This window comes from Streptococcus suis, from assembly GCF_002964045.1.
Taxonomy (GTDB): Bacteria; Bacillota; Bacilli; order Lactobacillales; family Streptococcaceae; genus Streptococcus; species Streptococcus suis_U.
Genome location: NZ_POPB01000326.1, coordinates 1 through 17,174 on the forward strand (window position 1 = coordinate 1; position 17,174 = coordinate 17,174).

Consider the following 17,174-nt stretch of genomic DNA (forward strand, 5'->3'; position numbering starts at 1 on the left):
AGAAGGCCTTTTTATTTTGTCCAGATGAGGTGGTTTAAGCACCAAAACAGCTATTTTTCCCTAAAAACAGTAAAAAAGACAAACACCAAAACGATGTTTGTCTGCAATCTGAAAGGAGCCTGAGCTCCTTATAATTTTAATGAAATAGTTGAAATCCTCTTTGACAATCTGCTCTTGCTTGCTCCGTCAGGGATTTAAATTCCTCCCAGACAGGACGTTCTTGGTCTGTAAAACGGAGATTGGCGCCTGGCAAGCTAGCATTAGAAATGGACTGCACAAAGCCTGACAAACTGGTCTCAAGTGCCAATCCTTCCTTACTTGCCACATCTTCCTTGACAAGCTCAAGAGCTGACTGCAATTTCTCCGTCAGTTCTTTGCCGATTGTTTCCTCTTTCCCGGCCAAAATGGGAGAAAGCTGGTCCAATAACTCAATGATACGTTTTTTATCCATAGCAAACTCCTTGGTTTGTTTTTTATATTATTATACTATAGAACCGAGGTGCTCACAAGAGAAAACTTACATTTTAGGGTAAACCAATTCAAATTCTTCACAGACAACCAGCATATCTTCTGAGAAGGGCAGACCTGCTTCTGCCAGCCATATCGTGAAGAGTTCTTCGTGGACCTGCCGCCAGTGGATCAGACTTTTCGCTTTTATGTCAGACAAGTCACCTTCCTGACGGAACTCGCCCTCCTTATAGGCATGTTCTTCCGTCACTTGGGAAAAGGGCGTCACATAGACCTTGGTGGTCTGGATAATACACACAGCCTGACCTTGCCCATCGAGAATGATGTCGTAGCCACCAGCCGTCGGGATTTCTTCTCCCTCTACTGCGTAGAGGGCATGGGCAGAGCTGGTCGAGGTTTTGATGCCTCTAGCCACCAATTCAGCCAGTCGATCAGCTTCCGCCCCAAAGGCCCAGGCCTCTGGCTCAGGACCAGCTTGGGGATTGGAGGCAAGAAATTCTTGCCAGAGTTGTGTTGGTGTCATGGTTTTTCCTTTCTAGAATACCATTCTCCTCTCGTCAACAGGCTCACTCGTTCGGTACGAACTTCATCAATGAGTGGGAAATGCACATCTTCCAAGAGGTATTGGTAAACAAAGCCCAGTTTTTCTTGGACACGCAGAGACTTACTATTTTCTACAAACGCACGGCACCAAATCTTGTCTAAACTCAACTGGGAAAATCCGTAATCCAGTAAAACTTGACAAGCTTCTGGAATGAGGCCTTGTCCCCAAAATCCCTGTCCAAGCCAGTAGCCCAGTTCTGCTCCTGAATCTGGCAAATCAAGCCCGCTCTGCTTGCCAATCATCAGGCCAATACTGCCAATGACCTGACCCGTTTCTTTGAGGACAAGGGCATAGGTTTCTAGTTGACTGAGGACTGTCTTGATAATTTCTCGACTTTCTTCCAGACTTTGATGAACTGGCCAACCCGCTGCGGGTCCTACACCTGGATGACTGGCCTGAGAAAATAAGTCAACTGCGTCTGACTCGCTCCAAGGACGGAGCAAAAGGCGATTAGATTCAAGAATCATAACATTCCTCCCTACTTCAAACTCCAGCCGCCGTCGATGGTGATAATTTGGCCTTGCATAGAAGCCAGTTTGCCGCTGGCTAGCATAAAGGTTAGCTCTGCTATTTCACTTGGCTGGGACCAGCGTCCGATAGGGGTCTGGTCTGCCACCCAATCCTCCAGACCACCAGGCTCAAAGTCCTTCTGGGTCATGCCTGTTTGGACGGCACCTGGTGCGATGCCGAAAACCTGGACCTTGTCCTTGGCATAGTCCAGTGCCAGCTGCTTGGTAAAACCTGCCAAAGCGTGCTTGGAGGCGGTATAGGCTGAACCTCCTCCGCCTGCAAGGCTAGAAGCAATGGAGCACATATTGATAATGATGCCTGACTGCCTGTCCACCATTTGCTGCAGGTAGGGACGGGTCAGTCTAGTCACAGCAAAAAAATTCACCGCGAAGATGCGAGCTAATTCATCCTCCCCAATATCGAGATGGGGTCGGTAATCGTCTAGAATGCCTGCGGTGTTACAGAGAGCATCAACTGTCTGGCACCATGAAAAGACTGGGCTTAAATCGCCAGTCAGGTCCAGTTGTAGAAAGTGGAAATCACCTGCCAAATCAGGCTTGCTGCTCTGGTCAATCCCGTAGACACGCCAGCCATTTTCCAAAAAAATCCCTGCCTGCGCAAGGCCAATGCCGCTGGAAACGCCGGTGATGAGAGCTGTCTTAGTCATGGACTTCTACCCAGTCGGTCGCAAGGACATCGCAAGGGGTCGGGCTCCACATGGAGAAGCCTTCTCCCTCGCCCGTCACGTTGATGAGGAAATAGGGGGTCGCCTCCAACTTTTGCCCGTGGACCTCAATGGTGTCAAAGAGCTGGACGTAGTTCTCCGCCCCGCCCCAGCCTGTGCGAACATACTTTTTCTTGGCTTTCAAGCCTGGTAAAATCTCTTCAAATGTCATGGTTTACTCCTTTGTTGTTTATAAATGTTGATTTAATAAGGTTTCTAGCACGTTGCATAATGCTAGTTCAGTAATTTGTTCACCTTTTTGTTCACCCTAGAGATTATTGATGGCTTTTTCATAGAATGAAACAGCATCTTTTTTCTGTAGGTTATCTTCTGTCTCCTATTTTACTGGATATTCCGTTTAAACAGGGGTGCTTCTTGCTAGAACTATAATTTGATTAAAAATAAGCAAATAGGGATGAATTCGAGCGAGGCTGGACAAAAAGCCCAGTGCCACTTCTTAGAGTTCATGTCAACATCTCAGCGCAGTAGTTGATTGGCTTTAACAGTCCAGTGGACTGTTAAAGGTTGGAGATAAGATTTGCAAAGAAAATCTCAGCAATTCGTGTTTCACACTCCAAATCCGACCTTTACTATTGTTGCGAACAAAGTTCGCTTCATTTCCAACCTCCAACTGTCTCCCAGACAGTTGGAGCTGTGCGGGAGTGGGAGTAAAATAGTCCAGTGGACTATTTTAGCCCGAACCTACTGTTTGGAAGTGTGGGGAACTCTTCTTTTAATTGTTGAGTTCTTTCCCACTCCCGGTATTCTGATATACTTTGCTTGCCCCTTTGGGATAGAAAGGGGGTGAAGTGTTCTAATGGAACTTTTTATCATCACGTTTGTTGCTCCTTTGCTGGTATCTATCCTGACAGCATTGTTTGAGTATTGGCTCAACTCACGCAACAAATAACCCTAGGGCATAGCTTGAAAAAGCTTAGAGCCAAAAAGAAAACCCTCAACGCTGCAACGTTGGGGGCTTTTTGTGTTCCTTTGGAACTCTAATCATCATTACTTAGAGTATAGCACCCTTTTATTCAATTGTCAAATGGTTTATTTACGTTAGCGATTCATAGACTATCTCTGAATTGGCAAAATATAGTCTAGTATCAGAATACCCCCGCATGTTGCCTGACACGAGGGGCTAGCATGACGCGCCGAAGGTAACTTCTTATTTCCAGTCTATCAATCGAACCCTATAAACCTCACTCTATTATACCAAAAAATCGCTTCTATTTCGGTTTCCTCACCAACAAAACCGCAGTTCCAATCCAAAAGGCCATAGCTGGAAGAATGACCAACATCAGATTGAGCCAAACTGGAACGGTCATGACCATATTTACCACACCTCCAACAATCATAAAGAGATAGGTCGGTAAAAAGACATAGCGGACTAATTTTTCCTTTTGGAAAAATAGCAGAGCGAGACCGAGCAAGGTGAGTGGCACTAGAAGCCCCCAGCCAGTCAAGACTAGGTCAGGTTCCTTGGGCATTGCCCAGAGACGAAGTCCACAAATCACGAGAAAAAGAAGGGGGATGCAGAGAAAACTTGCCCAAACCTTGATTTTGCTGGTCTGGTAAATCAAACCGCGAATGATGAGGAAAATCCCAGCGGGGAGGAGGAGGCTAAGTAGCGCGTCGCAGATCAAGTCCAGCCAGTTGAGAGAGATGGTTCCTGTCCCTGCAAAGTCCATTAGCCATTGGCTACCTAGATAGATGACCAGCATGAGACCACTCAGGTTTGCGACTTCCACGAAACCAATCGGAGGGAGATAGCTGAGTAGGTCGTCCGCCATCTGCTTGCTGTCTTTGCCCAGAAAATCCTCCGCCGAAAGCCCGTCTTTTTGGGCTTCAAGAACATCTTGGTAAATGGATAAGAGCTGGGCAGTCACTGCTTCTTCCTGCTTGTGAAAAACAGAGGCAATCATCATATAACCATTTATACGGCCCATATACTCCTTGTTTTCCTTGGTCAACTGGCTTTCAATCACTTCAATCTGCTTGCGGTATTCCATTTGTTTGCTCATCTTATTCTCCTTTCAATCGCTGAACTTTTCGAACCAATTCCGTCCACTGGCTCCAAAAATCTTCTAGATAAGCCTTTCCCTGGTCTGTAAGATAGAAATACTTTCTGTCTGGTCCGCCTGGCGAGGGCTTGTTCTGACTAAAAATCAGGCTATTTTTCTCTAACTTCTGGAGCAGAGGATAGACTGTCCCTCCGACCATGTTTTCAAAGCCCTGATTTCTCAATTCCTGAACCAGCTCATAACCATAAATCTCCTTCTGACTGATAATTTGTAAGACACAGCCATCCAGGACCCCCTTGAGCATCTGGGTTTCTTTCATAAGCTCTCCTCATCATCTGTAAAAAATCCAAACAATAGGCCTGATGCTAACAGGATACCTAAAATCACAATAGAAACCAAAGCCCAGCCAGTTATAATGGCCGTCACAAGCGTGATGCCTGCTAGTTTCCAATTTTCCCGACTTTTCTTATCCAGTTTCATACTGCCTCCCTACCTAGTTTGTAATACCGACTAGTTTGATAAAAATAAAAGTGATTTTCTTTGTCCTCTATCACTAGTTTGTTTTACCTATTAGCCTTGTATCTATAGTATAACACATGGTAGCTAGTATGTAAAACAAAATAGTGAAAAAATTAAAAACTTGGGTCACCCCAAGTTTAGGAAATAATCTGTTTGTAAGATCGTGTTGTGATGGCATAGACCACTAGGTAGAGGAGGAGATAGCCACCACAGATGCCTACTGTCACCTGTAACATAAGCCCTGCATTAACCACGCCGATAGATAAAAGAATGGATGATAACATCTTGTAGGCAAAGGCAAGATGGACAAAGGCAAGTAGGATAGGCAGGAAAAAGACGGTCAGTAATTGCTTGCGAATAGACTGTCTCGTCTGGTCCTCGTCCAAGCCAACCTTGGTCATGATGATGAAGCGGTCTCTGTCTTCATAGCCTTCTGAAATCTGTTTGAAGTAAATCACCAGCACCACCGCCATCAAAAAGATGAGCGATAGCAAGAGGCCAATGAAGAAAAGTGAACCTGCAAAACTGAAGAAACCACGCATTGCATAGGCACGATAGGCGAGACTGATGGCGTTCGTTACATTCTGTAATATATTGGACTCCCAAAGCTCACTTTCAAAACGTCCTGATAAAAAGGCGTCATGGCTATCTACCTGTTCTTCTTCTGATAGACTGCTTTCAAAGCCCATATAATAGCGATTCTCAGCTTGATTTTCAAATATCGTCAGATCTTGAACCACAATGACTAAGTACTGACTGACAATGAAAGACATATGGTCAGGCAGATGACCCAAGGTCACATTCTTAGGCAAGACTTGGACAACTTCCATCTCCTTTTCATCAAATGTAAGAGTTTGACCTGCTTGATACTGGACTCCCTTACTGTAGATGGCTACTTGGTCACTTGCCAACTGGAGCGCCTCTCCAGTCATCTTTTCATAGCTGGCTTGATCAAGGATAAAACCAACACCCAGGTCAGAGAAATCTACGCTAGCGGCATCTTCAACCGTAAAAAATCTTACTTGCTGATTTGTCACCTCAGTAAAAGAGGCTTGCTGGTAAGGATAGACCACCTTACTTTCAATAGGAATATCCTTCTCTTCTAAGATAGCTTCCGCCCACTCCTCCACTTGTGTTTTTGAAGCGGTTGGTTGCATTCCAACATCAATCGAATAATCATTTGGGTTTTGATTGGCAATATAATCTTTGCCACCGATGTAAATATTAAGTCCTCCAACCATGGTCACCAAAAACATGCTGGAGAGGATGGTAATGGTCGCAAGGCCCAGAGCATTTTTCCGCATACGGAAAATCAAGTTGGAAACTGAAATAAAATTCTCAGGCTTGTAGTAATAGGTCTGACGGTGTTTTAGCCAGTTTAAGAGACTGATGACACCTGATTGGAAAAGCAAGTAAGTCCCAAGGATAACCAGTAAGGTTGCTCCAAAGAAACTTGGAATAGCTTTCAGCGGACTGGTCACTAGTTGGGCAATAGCATAGCCCGCACCCAATAAGATAAGGGCTAAGAGGGTTTGTAGCCAGAGGAAGCCTGTTGGCTTGTCCCCACGCTTCTTGCCCTGAACTAGTTTGAGCGAGTCGGTCAAGCCCAACTTCCCAATATTAAAGAGGCTGACCAAGGCAAAAATCCCAAAGAGATAGATAAGTACAGTGACTAGACTTTTCAACTGGAAGGTTGAAGCCAAGACCACAGGCATCTGCATGGCTTTCAGCAAGAGCGCATAGAAAAGTTTATCTAGAGCTAATCCCAACAAGGTTCCTGTCAAAATAGTGCTAGCTGCGAAAACTAGATTTTCTAGGAAGGTCATTAAGAGAAGGTGTTTTTTCTCCAAGCCTAGAATGCTATAGACACCAAACTCTTTTGACCGCTGCTTCATAACAAAACTATTGGCATAGAGAATCATAATAGCGACCGCCAACATGACCACAATCATACCGAAGCCCAAAACCATATTTATTCCGTCAGCACCTCTTATCTTGCTCAAATCTGGATGAAAAGTCAAAGAAGTAAAAATATAGGCTATAGCTGTTGAAACAGTGGTCATTAAGGCATAGGGAAAATAGAGCCTACGGTTCTTTTTGAGATTGGTAAGAGCCAATCGAAAGGTTAGTCCAAACATATTACTCACCTCGATTCGCCATGACTGTCAAGGTATCTGAAATCAGCTGATACATTTCCTGACTAGTTCGTTCACCACGGTAGATTTGATTATAGAGAATACCGTCCTTGATAAAAAGGACCCGTTTGGCGCGACTGGCTGCAGCTGTAGAGTGAGTCACCATCAGAATGGTCTGCCCCTGCTGGTTAATCTGCTCAAAAACATCCAACAAGGTTGCAGATGATTTGGAATCGAGGGCCCCAGTCGGCTCATCTGCCAAAAGGATTTCTGGCTGGGTGATGATGGCACGCGCCACCGCAACCCGTTGCTGCTGACCGCCTGAAATCTCGTAGGGCATCTTGTCTTGTAAGGTCGCAATTCCTAGACTATTTAGTGTATGAACCAGTCGATTGTTCATCTCATCAATCGGATAGCGAGACAAAACCAAAGGCAAGAGCACATTGTCCTTGACCGAGAGGGTATCCAAGAGGTTGAAATCCTGAAAGACAAAGCCCAACTTCTCTCGACGAAAGGCTGCAGCTTCCTTGCTCTTAATCGTTTCTGTATTAACACCATTGAGCAGGACCTTGCCCTGCGTTGGCTTATCAAGGGTTGCCAAAATATTGAGCAAGGTGGATTTTCCAGAACCCGATTCCCCCATGATCGCCACATACTCACCCTCTTCAACGGCAAAGTGAATATCCTTCAAGGCCTCAACCTGCCCCGCCTTAAAGCGAGAACTGTATATCTTTTGAACGTGTTGAACATCTAAAACTGACATAACTTGACTCCTTTTCTTTTTCTACCCCCATTCTAGCCCATCCTCCGACAGTCTGCCATAGCCCTAGCTTTCATTTGCGTGACAGTTTTGTAAGATTAGTCAAAAATCAACTCCACTTCTTTGATGCCAATTCGCACTTCTGTTCCCCGCCCCACTTTGGAGCTTAGTTTGAGGGAATAGCCCAGCTCCGCAGCGATTTTCCGGGAGAGATAAAGTCCCAGACCCGAAGACTGCTGGGTTCTGCGGCCATTGAAACCTGAAAAACCACGCTCAAAAACCCGCTCCAAGTCACTCTCTGCAATCCCAATGCCTGTATCACGAATAACCAACTCATCTCCATCCAGAGCAATCGAAATACTTCCCCCCTGACAATATTTGAGGGCGTTGGATAAAATTTGTTCTATCAAGAGACCCAGCCAGCGTTTGTCGGTCTTAACGAGTCTATCCAACTGTCCCAAGTCCAAGCTAGTATTGGCCTGAATGAAAAACAGGGAATATTTCTTGACCAAACTTCTGACCAACTCTTCCAAATTGACGGATTCGATAACCAAATCATCATGAAAGGACTGTAAACGGAGATAGTTCAAGACCAAGCCTGTGTATTGTTCTATCTTGAACAATTCCGATTCTAATTGATGACGGACTGAACTACTATCTACTTCCTTGACCAAGAGCTGACTGGCTGCAATCGGCGTTTTCATCTGGTGGGCCCAAAGGGTGTAGTAGTCATCTAATTCTGTCTGTTCCTGTCGCTGTTTTTCTAGGATTTGCTTGTTCTGGACTTCTAGTCGCTCCACTTTTTCCTGCAACAAACGCTCACTGGCTGTCCCAGTAGTCACTTTCTGACCACGCCAGATTTTTCCAAAGCGGGAAAATTCCCTGACAAAATCCCAGAGGAGGGCGAGGAGCCAGCAGATAGTGAGCAGGGTGAGGGCGTAGAAAACCAGATTTCTTTGGATGTCAAAGAGGCTACTATAAGCCAAAATAGCCACAGCAAAAATGGCGTAGGCTATCAGAAAAATTAAGCGATGACCAAGCCATGATGTCAAAAATCCTGGTACTAATGAGCCAAAATCATCCTTATTCATGTGTCCACACCAGGCCGTAGCCTACTCCTTTCTTGGTCGCAATCACATCTGGCAGACCCAGTTCTGCCAATTTCTTACGCAGGCGAGCAATGTTAACCGACAAAGTATTGTCATCCACAAAAATATCACTGTTCCAGAGTTCTCTCATCAACTCCTCACGGCTGACGACTTCCTTACCATGTTCAAAAAGCACCCGTAAAATCTGAAATTCATTTCGCGTTAGCTCTTCCACAACCTGTCCATAGGACACCTGCATGGTCTTTAGGTCTAGGGAAACCTCTTCAAACCAGAGTACACTTTGTTCTCCGACAAAGTCATAGGTTCTTCTGAGTAGCCCCTGTATTTTAGCCAAAAGAACTGTCATTTCAAAGGGCTTGGTCACATAGTCATCCGCCCCCATATTGATCGCCATGACAATATCCATGGGCTGGTCATGGGAAGACAGAAACATAATAGGCACACGGGATGTCTTGCGAATTTCCTGACACCAGTAATAGCCATTGAAAAAAGGCAGACCAATATCCAGCAAAATCAAATGGGGCTGAAAATCGCTTATTTGGTCCAACACCGTCTGAAAATCTTGGATCTCTTGAACCTGATAACCCCAGTTTGTAAGACTCTTAGCAACTAATTGACTGATAACTCGGTCATCCTCAACCAGAAGAATTCTCTGCATAACATTTTCCCTCTCTTACTATATACTATTTATTATAGCCTAAATTTCAGTAAAAAAGGGGGATTTTCTACATTTCCAACCCAGATTTGTCATTCCACACATATTTCGTTATACTAGAAAAAAGAAAGGATTGCCATGCCTAATTTACTCAACTACATCGAAGATACCCAATACGAGAGCTTTTACGACCAGCCCCTCAACAAACTGGACATTTTGGCCCTGACCGAGCTTTCCTACTTACCTTTTGACAGACTAGTTCCCACTTCCTTCACAGAAACTGGCATCCGACTGGACCATCTGGCCGAGCAGTTTGAGGCCACCTATCAGAATGATTTCCCTCCCTTTTCTATGGTGACCAAAAACCGCCTAGCCTTATTTGCCCTTCTAGCCAAATCCATACGCTTCAAGTCTATCAAGGCATTTGGCTTCGTTGACGACTATCAGTTGGACCAAGAACAACAATTCTCCGCAATCAGCTATCGCCTGGATAGACAGACCATCTTGACAGCTTTTCGTGGGACTGATGACACCATCATCGGTTGGAAGGAAGACTTCCAAATGACCTATATGGATGAAATTCCTGCCCAACGTTCTGCAAGTGTTTATTTGGAGAACATAATGTCCAGTCAAACGGGGAATTTCTATATCTCAGGGCATTCCAAAGGTGGAAATTTAGCTCTTTATGCTGCTAGCCAGCAAGCTCCTGAGTTGCAAGAACGTATCCTTGCTATTTATCCTTTTGATTCTCCTGGACTTCATAAAAAACATTTAGATGCCCCTGGCTACAAAAACATCCAAGACCGTATCCACCCTATCATTCCTCAAAATTCTATTGTAGGAATGATGTTGGAAACACCTGAACATGCCCAAATTGTTCAGAGCAACACGGTCGGACTGCTCCAACACATCAGCTTTTCGTGGGAAATTGAAGGAAATGATTTCAAGTCAGCCCCTGCCCTGACCAGCGATAGCCTACAAACAGACCAGACTTTAAAAACCTGGACTGCTAGCCTAACGGATGAAGAATTGAAAGATTTCTTTGACCTCTTTTTCGGGATTTTCATCCAAGCAGGGATTGAACGGTTCAGTGACATCACGGTAAATCCCCTACAGAAATTACAGGAAATGGACCGATTGAGAAAAGAATTATCTCCTCAAGAAGCTGAAATGATGGACAAACTCATTCGGCTCCTCTTTGATACCCGTTATCAAATCTGGAGGGACAATATTCCAAGCCCTGAAATCTCTCTACCAGATTGGCGGAAACTTTTCCAAAGAAATACGAAAACTAGCTCAACCACCTGAACTAGTTTTTATTATCGAATCTTCTTAAAAATTGAGATAGCATTTCCAAACCCTTGATTAAGGTTTCTTTTTCACAAGCATAGCCCAGACGGACATAGCCATCACGATCAAATCGATTGCCAGGCACTAAAAGAACACCATGTTCTTGCAAAAGTAGCAAGCAAAATTCTTCCATAGGCATCTCCACTGCAATCTTGACAAAGCTTGTAGATACGACAGCAGGGCGAATATAGGAAACGAGGGGTTCTTCCTCAATCCATTGGTCCAAAATTGCTAAATTCTCTTCTAAAATACGCCGATTTCTTTTCAAAATCTCTTTGCGAGATGCCAGAGCGAGTTGGGCCACCAGATCGTCAAAGACACCTGCACAAATCATAGTGTAATCCCGGTAATCTCTCAGAATATCGGTTACTTGATGATTGGCAGCCACCCAACCGACACGAATACCTGGCAGAGAATAGGTCTTAGACAGACTATTAACCGCAATGCCCTTGTCATAGACATCAATAATAGACGGCACATCCAGTTCTGAAAAGGAACGATAGACTTCATCCGATAGAATGTAAGCCCCAACTTCACCAGCAATTTCCGCCAATTCTTCCAAATAAGCCCTATCCATAACTGCACCAGTTGGATTATTGGCATTGTTGATGCAAATCATCTTGGTATTGGGACGAATGAGCTGACGCAATTTCTCCAAGTCTGGCAACCAGCCATTTTCTTCCTCAATCTGCCACAAATCCACTTCTGCTCCCAAAGACTTTGGAATATCGTAGAGTTGTTGGTAGGTCGGATAAAGGGAAATGACATGGTCTCCTGGCTCAATCAAACCATAAAGAACTAACAAGTTTGCCCCTGTTGCCCCGTTGGTCTGGAGAATTTGTTCTGGCTTGACGCCTGTATAGAGTTGACTAACTGATTTTTTAAATGCTGGCGAACCTTCTATCCAGCCATAATTGAGCTTGGTGCTCTGCAATTTCTCATAAAAATCCTCAGGATTGGTGCCCGACAAGGCAAATAGTTCCTCCAAAGTCAATGAAGAAATGGACACTCCTGCAATATCATAAATCGCGCTATTTTCATGGACATTCAGCCATTCCTCAACGCCAAAACGTGGTAATTTCATATTATTCCTACTTCATTTTTTACTGTTTCTATTGTACCATATTCTCACAAAATCGTATAAATATACAAAGTACCTTCAACATTAAAAAAGAGAGGATCAATAAATCCTCTCTAAGTATAGTCAACATCAACCAATTACAGTTGATAACGAGCCATTTTTTATCCTTCAACTGTTTCTGAGGCAGTATCGCTTGCTACTTCTGAAACTATTTCTGATACCACTTCAGTTTGAACATCTTCGATATCAATTTCAATATCTTCAGACACCACCACAGCATCCTCAGCATTTTCTTCCGTCAAATCCACTGTCGGAGCCTTGGCTGTTTTAGCCTTGATGGCTTCCAAGATATCAGCCGTTGACAGGTTTTGATCTGCGATTTTTTCCTTGATTTGCTCGAAGGTTTCAACAGATTTTTCCTTACCTGACTTGACCAAATCTTCCACTGTCAATTCCCCAGTTTCCAACTGAGTTTTGACTTCTGTAAAGCGCTCTGAAGCTTGCTTGCCCAAGTCCTGAGCCTTGCTGACCAAATCAGCATTGATTTCTTCATGTTTTTCTTTATAGTCATTAGCAAAATTAACGACTTTTTCTTTCACCGATTTACCAGTTTTACTTGCTAGAAATGCGGCTGCGGCTGCACCTCCTGCTACACCTAATAAGAGGCTGGTTAAGACACTAGATTTTTTTACCATTTTTTTCTCCTTTCTTACCTAAGAGAGATGAAATTGTTGACAAGGCAGAGAGAGCTCCACCTGCTTTGACCGTATTTGCACCTGCAGACTTGGCTTTGACCGTCAAACCACGCGCAGAGGCATTCAAGTCTGACACAGAAGTTGAGAGATCAGCCACCGCTACAAAAAGCGGATCCAAGGTCGAAACCTTACCATTGACATCTTCCACCAAAACATTTGTTTTGGCCAAGAGTTCGTTGGTCTGGTAAAGAGTCACATTGACATCGCTGGTCAAGACCTTGAGGGTTTGTTGAGCCTCATCCGTCACTGTTCCTAATTTTTTCAAAAGCAAAACAATGTAAACTGCCACAGCCGCGATGGACAAGGCAATAATCAAGACTGAAATTTCAATAATCATATATTCTCCTTTATGATTGATAATATGGGATGGAGGATTTTCTTCTCCGCACCACAACCATGCTGATTCCTAATAAGATAAGAATTCCAGATAGCCATTGGGAAACACGGATGCCCAAGAACATGAGGCTATCTGTCCGCAAACCTTCTATCAAAAGACGACCACAACCATACCAAATCAAGTAAAAAGCTGTGATTTCACCCTGTTTGAGGAATTTTGGCCGTCTGCGTAGGACACAAATCAAGCCAAAACCAAGCAGATTCCACAGGCTTTCAAACAAGAAGGTTGGTTGACGGTAGGCACCATCAATATACATCTGGTCTCGGATAAAGGATGGTAGGTAGTTCAAACTGTCCACAGCCTTACCATAGGCCTCCTGGTTAAAGAAATTTCCCCAACGCCCAATAGCTTGCGCAATCATGACAGAAGGAGCCACCACATCCAGAAAGTCTAGCGTATTGATAAAGCGGTGCCGAGTGAAGAAATAGAGTACGATTGCCCCGGTAATCAATCCACCATATATAGCGATTCCACCATTCCAGATAGCAAAGACAGACAAGAGATTATCCTTGTATTCGCTCCATGAAAAAGCGACATAGTAGATTCTGGCTCCGATAATGGAAAGCGGAAAGGCTAGCAAGATAAAATCCAAAATATCATCCTGCAGAATCTTCTTGCGTGGTGCTTCCTTAGTCGCCAAGTAAACACCCAAAACCAAGCCAATCAAGATACAGATGGCATACCAGCGGATTTCTAAAGGACCTAATCTAATCGCAATTGGATCCATATTAGACCTCCTCTCTGTTCTGCTCGATGAGATTGCCTAGACGCTCTTCAAAGATTTTCGTTGCATCATAGCCCATTTGCTTAGCACGGTAGTTCATAGCGGCTGCTTCAATAACCACAGAGATGTTGCGACCAGTCTTAACAGGGATGCGGATTTGTGGAATCGAAATACCTGCAATTTCAATGGTATCACCAGAATTCCCCAGACGATCAAAGACCTTACCCGTTTCATAGTTTTCAAGATAAACAGCCAACTGAACTTCTGATGAATCTTTAACGGCGCTGGCACCATACAAGCTCATGATATCGATAATCCCGACACCACGGATTTCTAATAAGTGGCGAAGAATTTCCGCAGGCTCACCCCAAAGGGTCACGTCATCTTTGGCAAAAACATCAACTCGGTCATCTGCCACCAATCGGTGTCCACGCTTGACCAATTCAAGACCTGTCTCACTCTTACCGATACCAGAATCTCCCTGGATAAGGACACCCATACCGTAAATGTCCATCAAAACGCCATGAACGCTGGTCCGTTGTGCCAATCGACTGTCCAGATAGGAAGACAATTCCCCTGATAGACGGCTGGTCGCAGTCTTGCTCCGGCAAATAGCAATCTTCTTCTCCTTAGCTGCTCGGTACATCTCCTCTGGGATTTCCAAACCACGCGCCACAATAATTACAGGCGTTTCTGGTTGAAACATCTGCGAGAGCACTTGGTAGCGGTTATGGGCTGTCATGGCCATCAAATAAGACCACTCTTTCATTCCCATGAGCTGAATACGCTCGGGTGAATAATAATCAAAATAACCCGTCATCTCCAACCCAGGACGTGTAATATCAGACGTCGTAATCTCTTTTTGGAGCAGTTCCTCCGTACTATAAGCACATTCGATTCTAAGATTTTCAAGTAAATCTTTTACATAAACTGTCATACTTAGCCTCACTTTCCGTTTTAGTATATTATACCACAAGCAAAGGACAAGAGGAGATACAAGACATTTTTTCTATAAAGAATAGTTATTTTTCTCCATATTTTATCTCCCACCACTGTTTATTGTATTTTTTTAACAATTTCTTACTAAATCTGTTATACTCTATATATATTTTATTTTTGAAGGAGAACATCATGGAGCCTTTATTCCTGACACCTGTTATGCACGAAAAAATTTGGGGGGGCAATCGCTTAAGGACCAACTACCACTACGACATTCCTAGTGATAAGACTGGTGAATGCTGGGCTATTTCTGCCCATCCAAATGGCGTAACGACTGTCTCAAATGGTCAATATAAAGGGAGAGGACTTGATGACCTCTATAAAAATGAAAAGCATTTATTTGGTAATCCAAAAGATGCTGTCTTTCCACTCTTAACCAAAATTCTCGATGCTGAAGATTGGCTCAGTGTTCAGGTTCACCCTGATGACAATTATGGTCTGACTCACGAAGGAGAACTAGGCAAGACAGAATGTTGGTACATTCTAGAAGCTGAGGAAGGAGCTGAGATTATTTATGGACACAATGCCAATTCCAAAGAAGAACTTCGCCAACAAATCGAAGCTGGGGATTGGGACAAGCTGTTGACCCATGTACCTGTCAAAAAGGGGGATTTTTTCTTCGTACCAAGCGGCACCATGCACGCCATCGGTAAGGGTATTATGATACTAGAAACCCAACAATCTAGCGATACAACCTACCGTGTCTATGACTTTGACCGCCGTGACGATGCAGGCAACCTCCGTGAACTACACATTGAGAAATCGATTGATGTCCTGACCATCGGACCTGTTGCTAACTCAACACCTGCCCACCTCAAAGCAGGCAATCTTGACTCGACTCTTCTGGTTGCCAATCCCTTCTTTACCGTATATAAATGGAATATCCAGCAAGAAATCAAAATGGAACAGACTGTTCCCTACTTGCTTATCAGTGTCATTGAAGGTCAAGGAGCCATTCAAGTCGGTGAAACCAGCTACCCACTTCAAAAAGGAAGCCACTTTATCTTACCAGCCGATGTGACAGACTGGACCTTTACAGGCCAAATGAACATCATCGCAAGCCATACCAACTAAGCATACAAAAAACTTGAGCCTTTAAACTCAAGTTTTTTCATTCTATCTAAACCAAGACTTATTTATCTTTTCCGCATCTTTTATCTTACGAGGGCCTGTTCCATAGCGTTCCGCATCCCTATCTTCCTTAAAAGGTAAGAAATAGGCTGCTACCACGTAAAGAGCAACCAACAAGAGAAAAGATCTTCCTAAAAGAAGGCCTGCAATAAATATTGCGCGTGTCACCCAGGCTTCCCAGCCCAGTTTATGAGCTAGCCCTGCAAGGACACCCGACAAAATCTTGCCCTGTCTAACTTTATACAAATCAATCGACATCTTTTATTCCTTTCACATAGAAGGCACCTTGTCCAGTCTGTGCCTTGATAAAGAGTACATCATTGCCCGATTTTTCAAATTGGTAGGGACTGGCTTTCTTTTTTCGGTTGACCAAAACCTGACCAGATGGCGACTCTATCTGCCCACGAATCCCTTGTCCCTTACTCGTTTGTAAGGTCAATGGTGCCTGGGCCAACTCTACATTCAAATGTTGTGGATAACCACCGCAAGTCGTCAAGCGAATATCCTGTTGTTTTTTATCCCTTGAACTGCGAATAGAAATATCCTCAAACGGTAAGTAATCCAAGCGAGCATCTGCCTGACCAAGTTCCAAATCCAAGACAGACATCCAAACCTCTGGTAAACTAATTGAAACACGGCAAGGCAAGCTACTACTGAAATACAGCCCACATTTTTCAACATATATACTAGGAAGTTTATCTTCCGGCGCATCCTGATTATAACTAATTTCTACTCTGATTTGATCTGTTTTTGACTTAGTCAACGACAGTCTACCCTCAGTTAATTTTAGATAGAGTGATTCAATCCCTTCAAAAGTATAGGCTTGTTTCAACTTTGAAGAAGCAAAGACCTTGAAATTTGGCAAGGTAAAATTCATTTTGGCTTTTTCTTCCACGAAAAGAAAGTCAGGCTCCTGATTCATTTCCTTGAAACAGGCACGCGCCTCTTCCTTGGTCAAGACACCTTTTTCATATAACTCAATTAAGCGTTCTTCTCTCTTTTGCGTCATAGACTCACCTCAATTCCATTCTAGTATATCATAAATCCCTACAAAAAAATCAGCCCGAAGGCTGATTATCTGGCTCTATAATTTCTGTAGTGGGTAAATCCACCGTGGAGATTATGGAGCCTTTTTGAGTATATACAAAAAGTCCCATATGACCTATAATGAAAAGCAACCACACTCACATTAGAAAGACTCATATGGAACAACTTTATCATACCACAGA

22 protein-coding genes are annotated in these 17,174 nt (G+C 43.8%); 3 read left to right on the forward strand and 19 right to left on the reverse strand.

The window, feature by feature from the left end:
* Positions 1 to 136 precede the first annotated feature (136 nt).
* From C1E99_RS06420 to C1E99_RS06440, 5 genes are all read right to left on the reverse strand, one after another.
* A complete protein-coding gene (locus tag C1E99_RS06420; protein WP_105207000.1) occupies positions 137 to 451 on the reverse strand; it encodes a hypothetical protein in 315 nt (104 codons plus the stop codon).
* 66 nt (positions 452 to 517) lie between these two features.
* The gene (locus C1E99_RS06425; RefSeq protein ID WP_105107092.1) at positions 518 to 991 is read right to left on the reverse strand and encodes an ASCH domain-containing protein; all 474 of its coding nucleotides are present in this window, start codon (positions 989 to 991) and stop codon (positions 518 to 520) included.
* On the reverse strand, positions 988 to 1,539 hold the full coding sequence (locus C1E99_RS06430) for a GNAT family N-acetyltransferase (protein ID WP_105107091.1): 552 nt from the start codon (positions 1,537 to 1,539) through the stop codon (positions 988 to 990). The genes C1E99_RS06425 and C1E99_RS06430 overlap by 4 nt, the downstream gene beginning before the upstream one ends.
* Before the next feature lie 11 nt (positions 1,540 to 1,550).
* On the reverse strand, positions 1,551 to 2,249 hold the full coding sequence (locus C1E99_RS06435; protein ID WP_105207001.1) for a 3-oxoacyl-ACP reductase: 699 nt from the start codon (positions 2,247 to 2,249) through the stop codon (positions 1,551 to 1,553).
* Positions 2,242 to 2,478 (reverse strand): DUF2829 domain-containing protein, encoded by a 237-nt coding sequence (locus C1E99_RS06440; protein ID WP_004194840.1) that lies wholly within the window; start codon positions 2,476 to 2,478, stop codon positions 2,242 to 2,244. Before C1E99_RS06440 ends, C1E99_RS06435 begins: the two co-directional genes overlap by 8 nt.
* 645 nt (positions 2,479 to 3,123) lie before the next feature.
* Here C1E99_RS06440 and C1E99_RS14490 point away from each other — a divergent pair.
* Positions 3,124 to 3,216, forward strand: a complete 93-nt coding sequence (locus C1E99_RS14490; RefSeq protein WP_109371243.1) for a type I toxin-antitoxin system Fst family toxin — start codon at positions 3,124 to 3,126, stop codon at positions 3,214 to 3,216.
* A 319-nt stretch (positions 3,217 to 3,535) separates the two neighbouring features.
* Here the strand turns inward: C1E99_RS14490 and C1E99_RS06445 are convergent, their stop codons facing one another.
* From C1E99_RS06445 to C1E99_RS06475, 7 genes are all read right to left on the reverse strand, one after another.
* Positions 3,536 to 4,330 carry a hypothetical protein gene (locus tag C1E99_RS06445; protein ID WP_105207002.1) on the reverse strand — a complete coding sequence of 265 codons (795 nt, stop codon included), beginning with the start codon at positions 4,328 to 4,330 and terminating at the stop codon, positions 3,536 to 3,538.
* Position 4,331: 1 nt separating this feature from the next.
* Positions 4,332 to 4,649 (reverse strand): PadR family transcriptional regulator, encoded by a 318-nt coding sequence (locus tag C1E99_RS06450; RefSeq protein ID WP_105207003.1) that lies wholly within the window; start codon positions 4,647 to 4,649, stop codon positions 4,332 to 4,334.
* On the reverse strand, positions 4,646 to 4,810 hold the full coding sequence (locus C1E99_RS14965; protein ID WP_105207004.1) for a hypothetical protein: 165 nt from the start codon (positions 4,808 to 4,810) through the stop codon (positions 4,646 to 4,648). Before C1E99_RS14965 ends, C1E99_RS06450 begins: the two co-directional genes overlap by 4 nt.
* Before the next feature lie 176 nt (positions 4,811 to 4,986).
* Positions 4,987 to 6,987: an ABC transporter permease gene (locus tag C1E99_RS06460; protein WP_105207005.1), complete on the reverse strand. Its 2,001-nt coding sequence runs from the start codon at positions 6,985 to 6,987 to the stop codon at positions 4,987 to 4,989.
* A gap of 1 nt (position 6,988) precedes the next feature.
* The gene (locus tag C1E99_RS06465; RefSeq protein WP_105107085.1) at positions 6,989 to 7,747 is read right to left on the reverse strand and encodes an ABC transporter ATP-binding protein; all 759 of its coding nucleotides are present in this window, start codon (positions 7,745 to 7,747) and stop codon (positions 6,989 to 6,991) included.
* A gap of 95 nt (positions 7,748 to 7,842) precedes the next feature.
* The gene (locus C1E99_RS06470; protein ID WP_105207006.1) at positions 7,843 to 8,835 is read right to left on the reverse strand and encodes a sensor histidine kinase; all 993 of its coding nucleotides are present in this window, start codon (positions 8,833 to 8,835) and stop codon (positions 7,843 to 7,845) included.
* Positions 8,828 to 9,511: a response regulator transcription factor gene (locus C1E99_RS06475; protein ID WP_105207007.1), complete on the reverse strand. Its 684-nt coding sequence runs from the start codon at positions 9,509 to 9,511 to the stop codon at positions 8,828 to 8,830. The genes C1E99_RS06470 and C1E99_RS06475 overlap by 8 nt, the downstream gene beginning before the upstream one ends.
* 135 nt (positions 9,512 to 9,646) lie before the next feature.
* Here C1E99_RS06475 and C1E99_RS06480 point away from each other — a divergent pair, with 135 nt between their 5' ends.
* The gene (locus tag C1E99_RS06480) at positions 9,647 to 10,816 is read left to right on the forward strand and encodes a DUF2974 domain-containing protein (protein WP_105207008.1); all 1,170 of its coding nucleotides are present in this window, start codon (positions 9,647 to 9,649) and stop codon (positions 10,814 to 10,816) included.
* Position 10,817: 1 nt separating this feature from the next.
* Here the strand turns inward: C1E99_RS06480 and C1E99_RS06485 are convergent, their stop codons facing one another.
* The 5 genes from C1E99_RS06485 to hprK all read right to left on the reverse strand — a co-directional run bounded on the left by C1E99_RS06485 (position 10,818) and on the right by hprK (position 14,752).
* Entirely contained in the window at positions 10,818 to 11,942 is a 1,125-nt protein-coding gene (locus C1E99_RS06485; protein WP_105207009.1) for an aminotransferase, read from the reverse strand.
* Between the two features lie 158 nt (positions 11,943 to 12,100).
* Positions 12,101 to 12,634, reverse strand: a complete 534-nt coding sequence (locus C1E99_RS06490) for a YtxH domain-containing protein (RefSeq protein ID WP_105207010.1) — start codon at positions 12,632 to 12,634, stop codon at positions 12,101 to 12,103.
* Positions 12,618 to 13,028 carry a DUF948 domain-containing protein gene (locus C1E99_RS06495; RefSeq protein WP_172003307.1) on the reverse strand — a complete coding sequence of 137 codons (411 nt, stop codon included), beginning with the start codon at positions 13,026 to 13,028 and terminating at the stop codon, positions 12,618 to 12,620. Before C1E99_RS06495 ends, C1E99_RS06490 begins: the two co-directional genes overlap by 17 nt.
* Before the next feature lie 13 nt (positions 13,029 to 13,041).
* Complete coding sequence (gene lgt, locus C1E99_RS06500) at positions 13,042 to 13,818, reverse strand: prolipoprotein diacylglyceryl transferase (protein WP_105107079.1); 777 nt, start codon at positions 13,816 to 13,818, stop codon at positions 13,042 to 13,044.
* A 1-nt stretch (position 13,819) separates the two neighbouring features.
* The gene (gene hprK / locus C1E99_RS06505; RefSeq protein WP_105207012.1) at positions 13,820 to 14,752 is read right to left on the reverse strand and encodes an HPr(Ser) kinase/phosphatase; all 933 of its coding nucleotides are present in this window, start codon (positions 14,750 to 14,752) and stop codon (positions 13,820 to 13,822) included.
* Positions 14,753 to 14,943: 191 nt separating this feature from the next.
* On the opposite strand from hprK, the gene manA reads away from it, so the two are divergent.
* On the forward strand, positions 14,944 to 15,888 hold the full coding sequence (gene manA, locus C1E99_RS06510; protein ID WP_161951164.1) for a mannose-6-phosphate isomerase, class I: 945 nt from the start codon (positions 14,944 to 14,946) through the stop codon (positions 15,886 to 15,888).
* 42 nt (positions 15,889 to 15,930) lie between these two features.
* On the opposite strand, the gene C1E99_RS06515 is transcribed toward manA, so the two are convergent.
* Entirely contained in the window at positions 15,931 to 16,203 is a 273-nt protein-coding gene (locus C1E99_RS06515; RefSeq protein ID WP_024377558.1) for a PspC domain-containing protein, read from the reverse strand.
* Complete coding sequence (locus C1E99_RS06520) at positions 16,193 to 16,954, reverse strand: hypothetical protein (RefSeq protein ID WP_024377559.1); 762 nt, start codon at positions 16,952 to 16,954, stop codon at positions 16,193 to 16,195. The genes C1E99_RS06515 and C1E99_RS06520 overlap by 11 nt, the downstream gene beginning before the upstream one ends.
* Between the last annotated feature and the right edge of the window lie 220 nt (positions 16,955 to 17,174).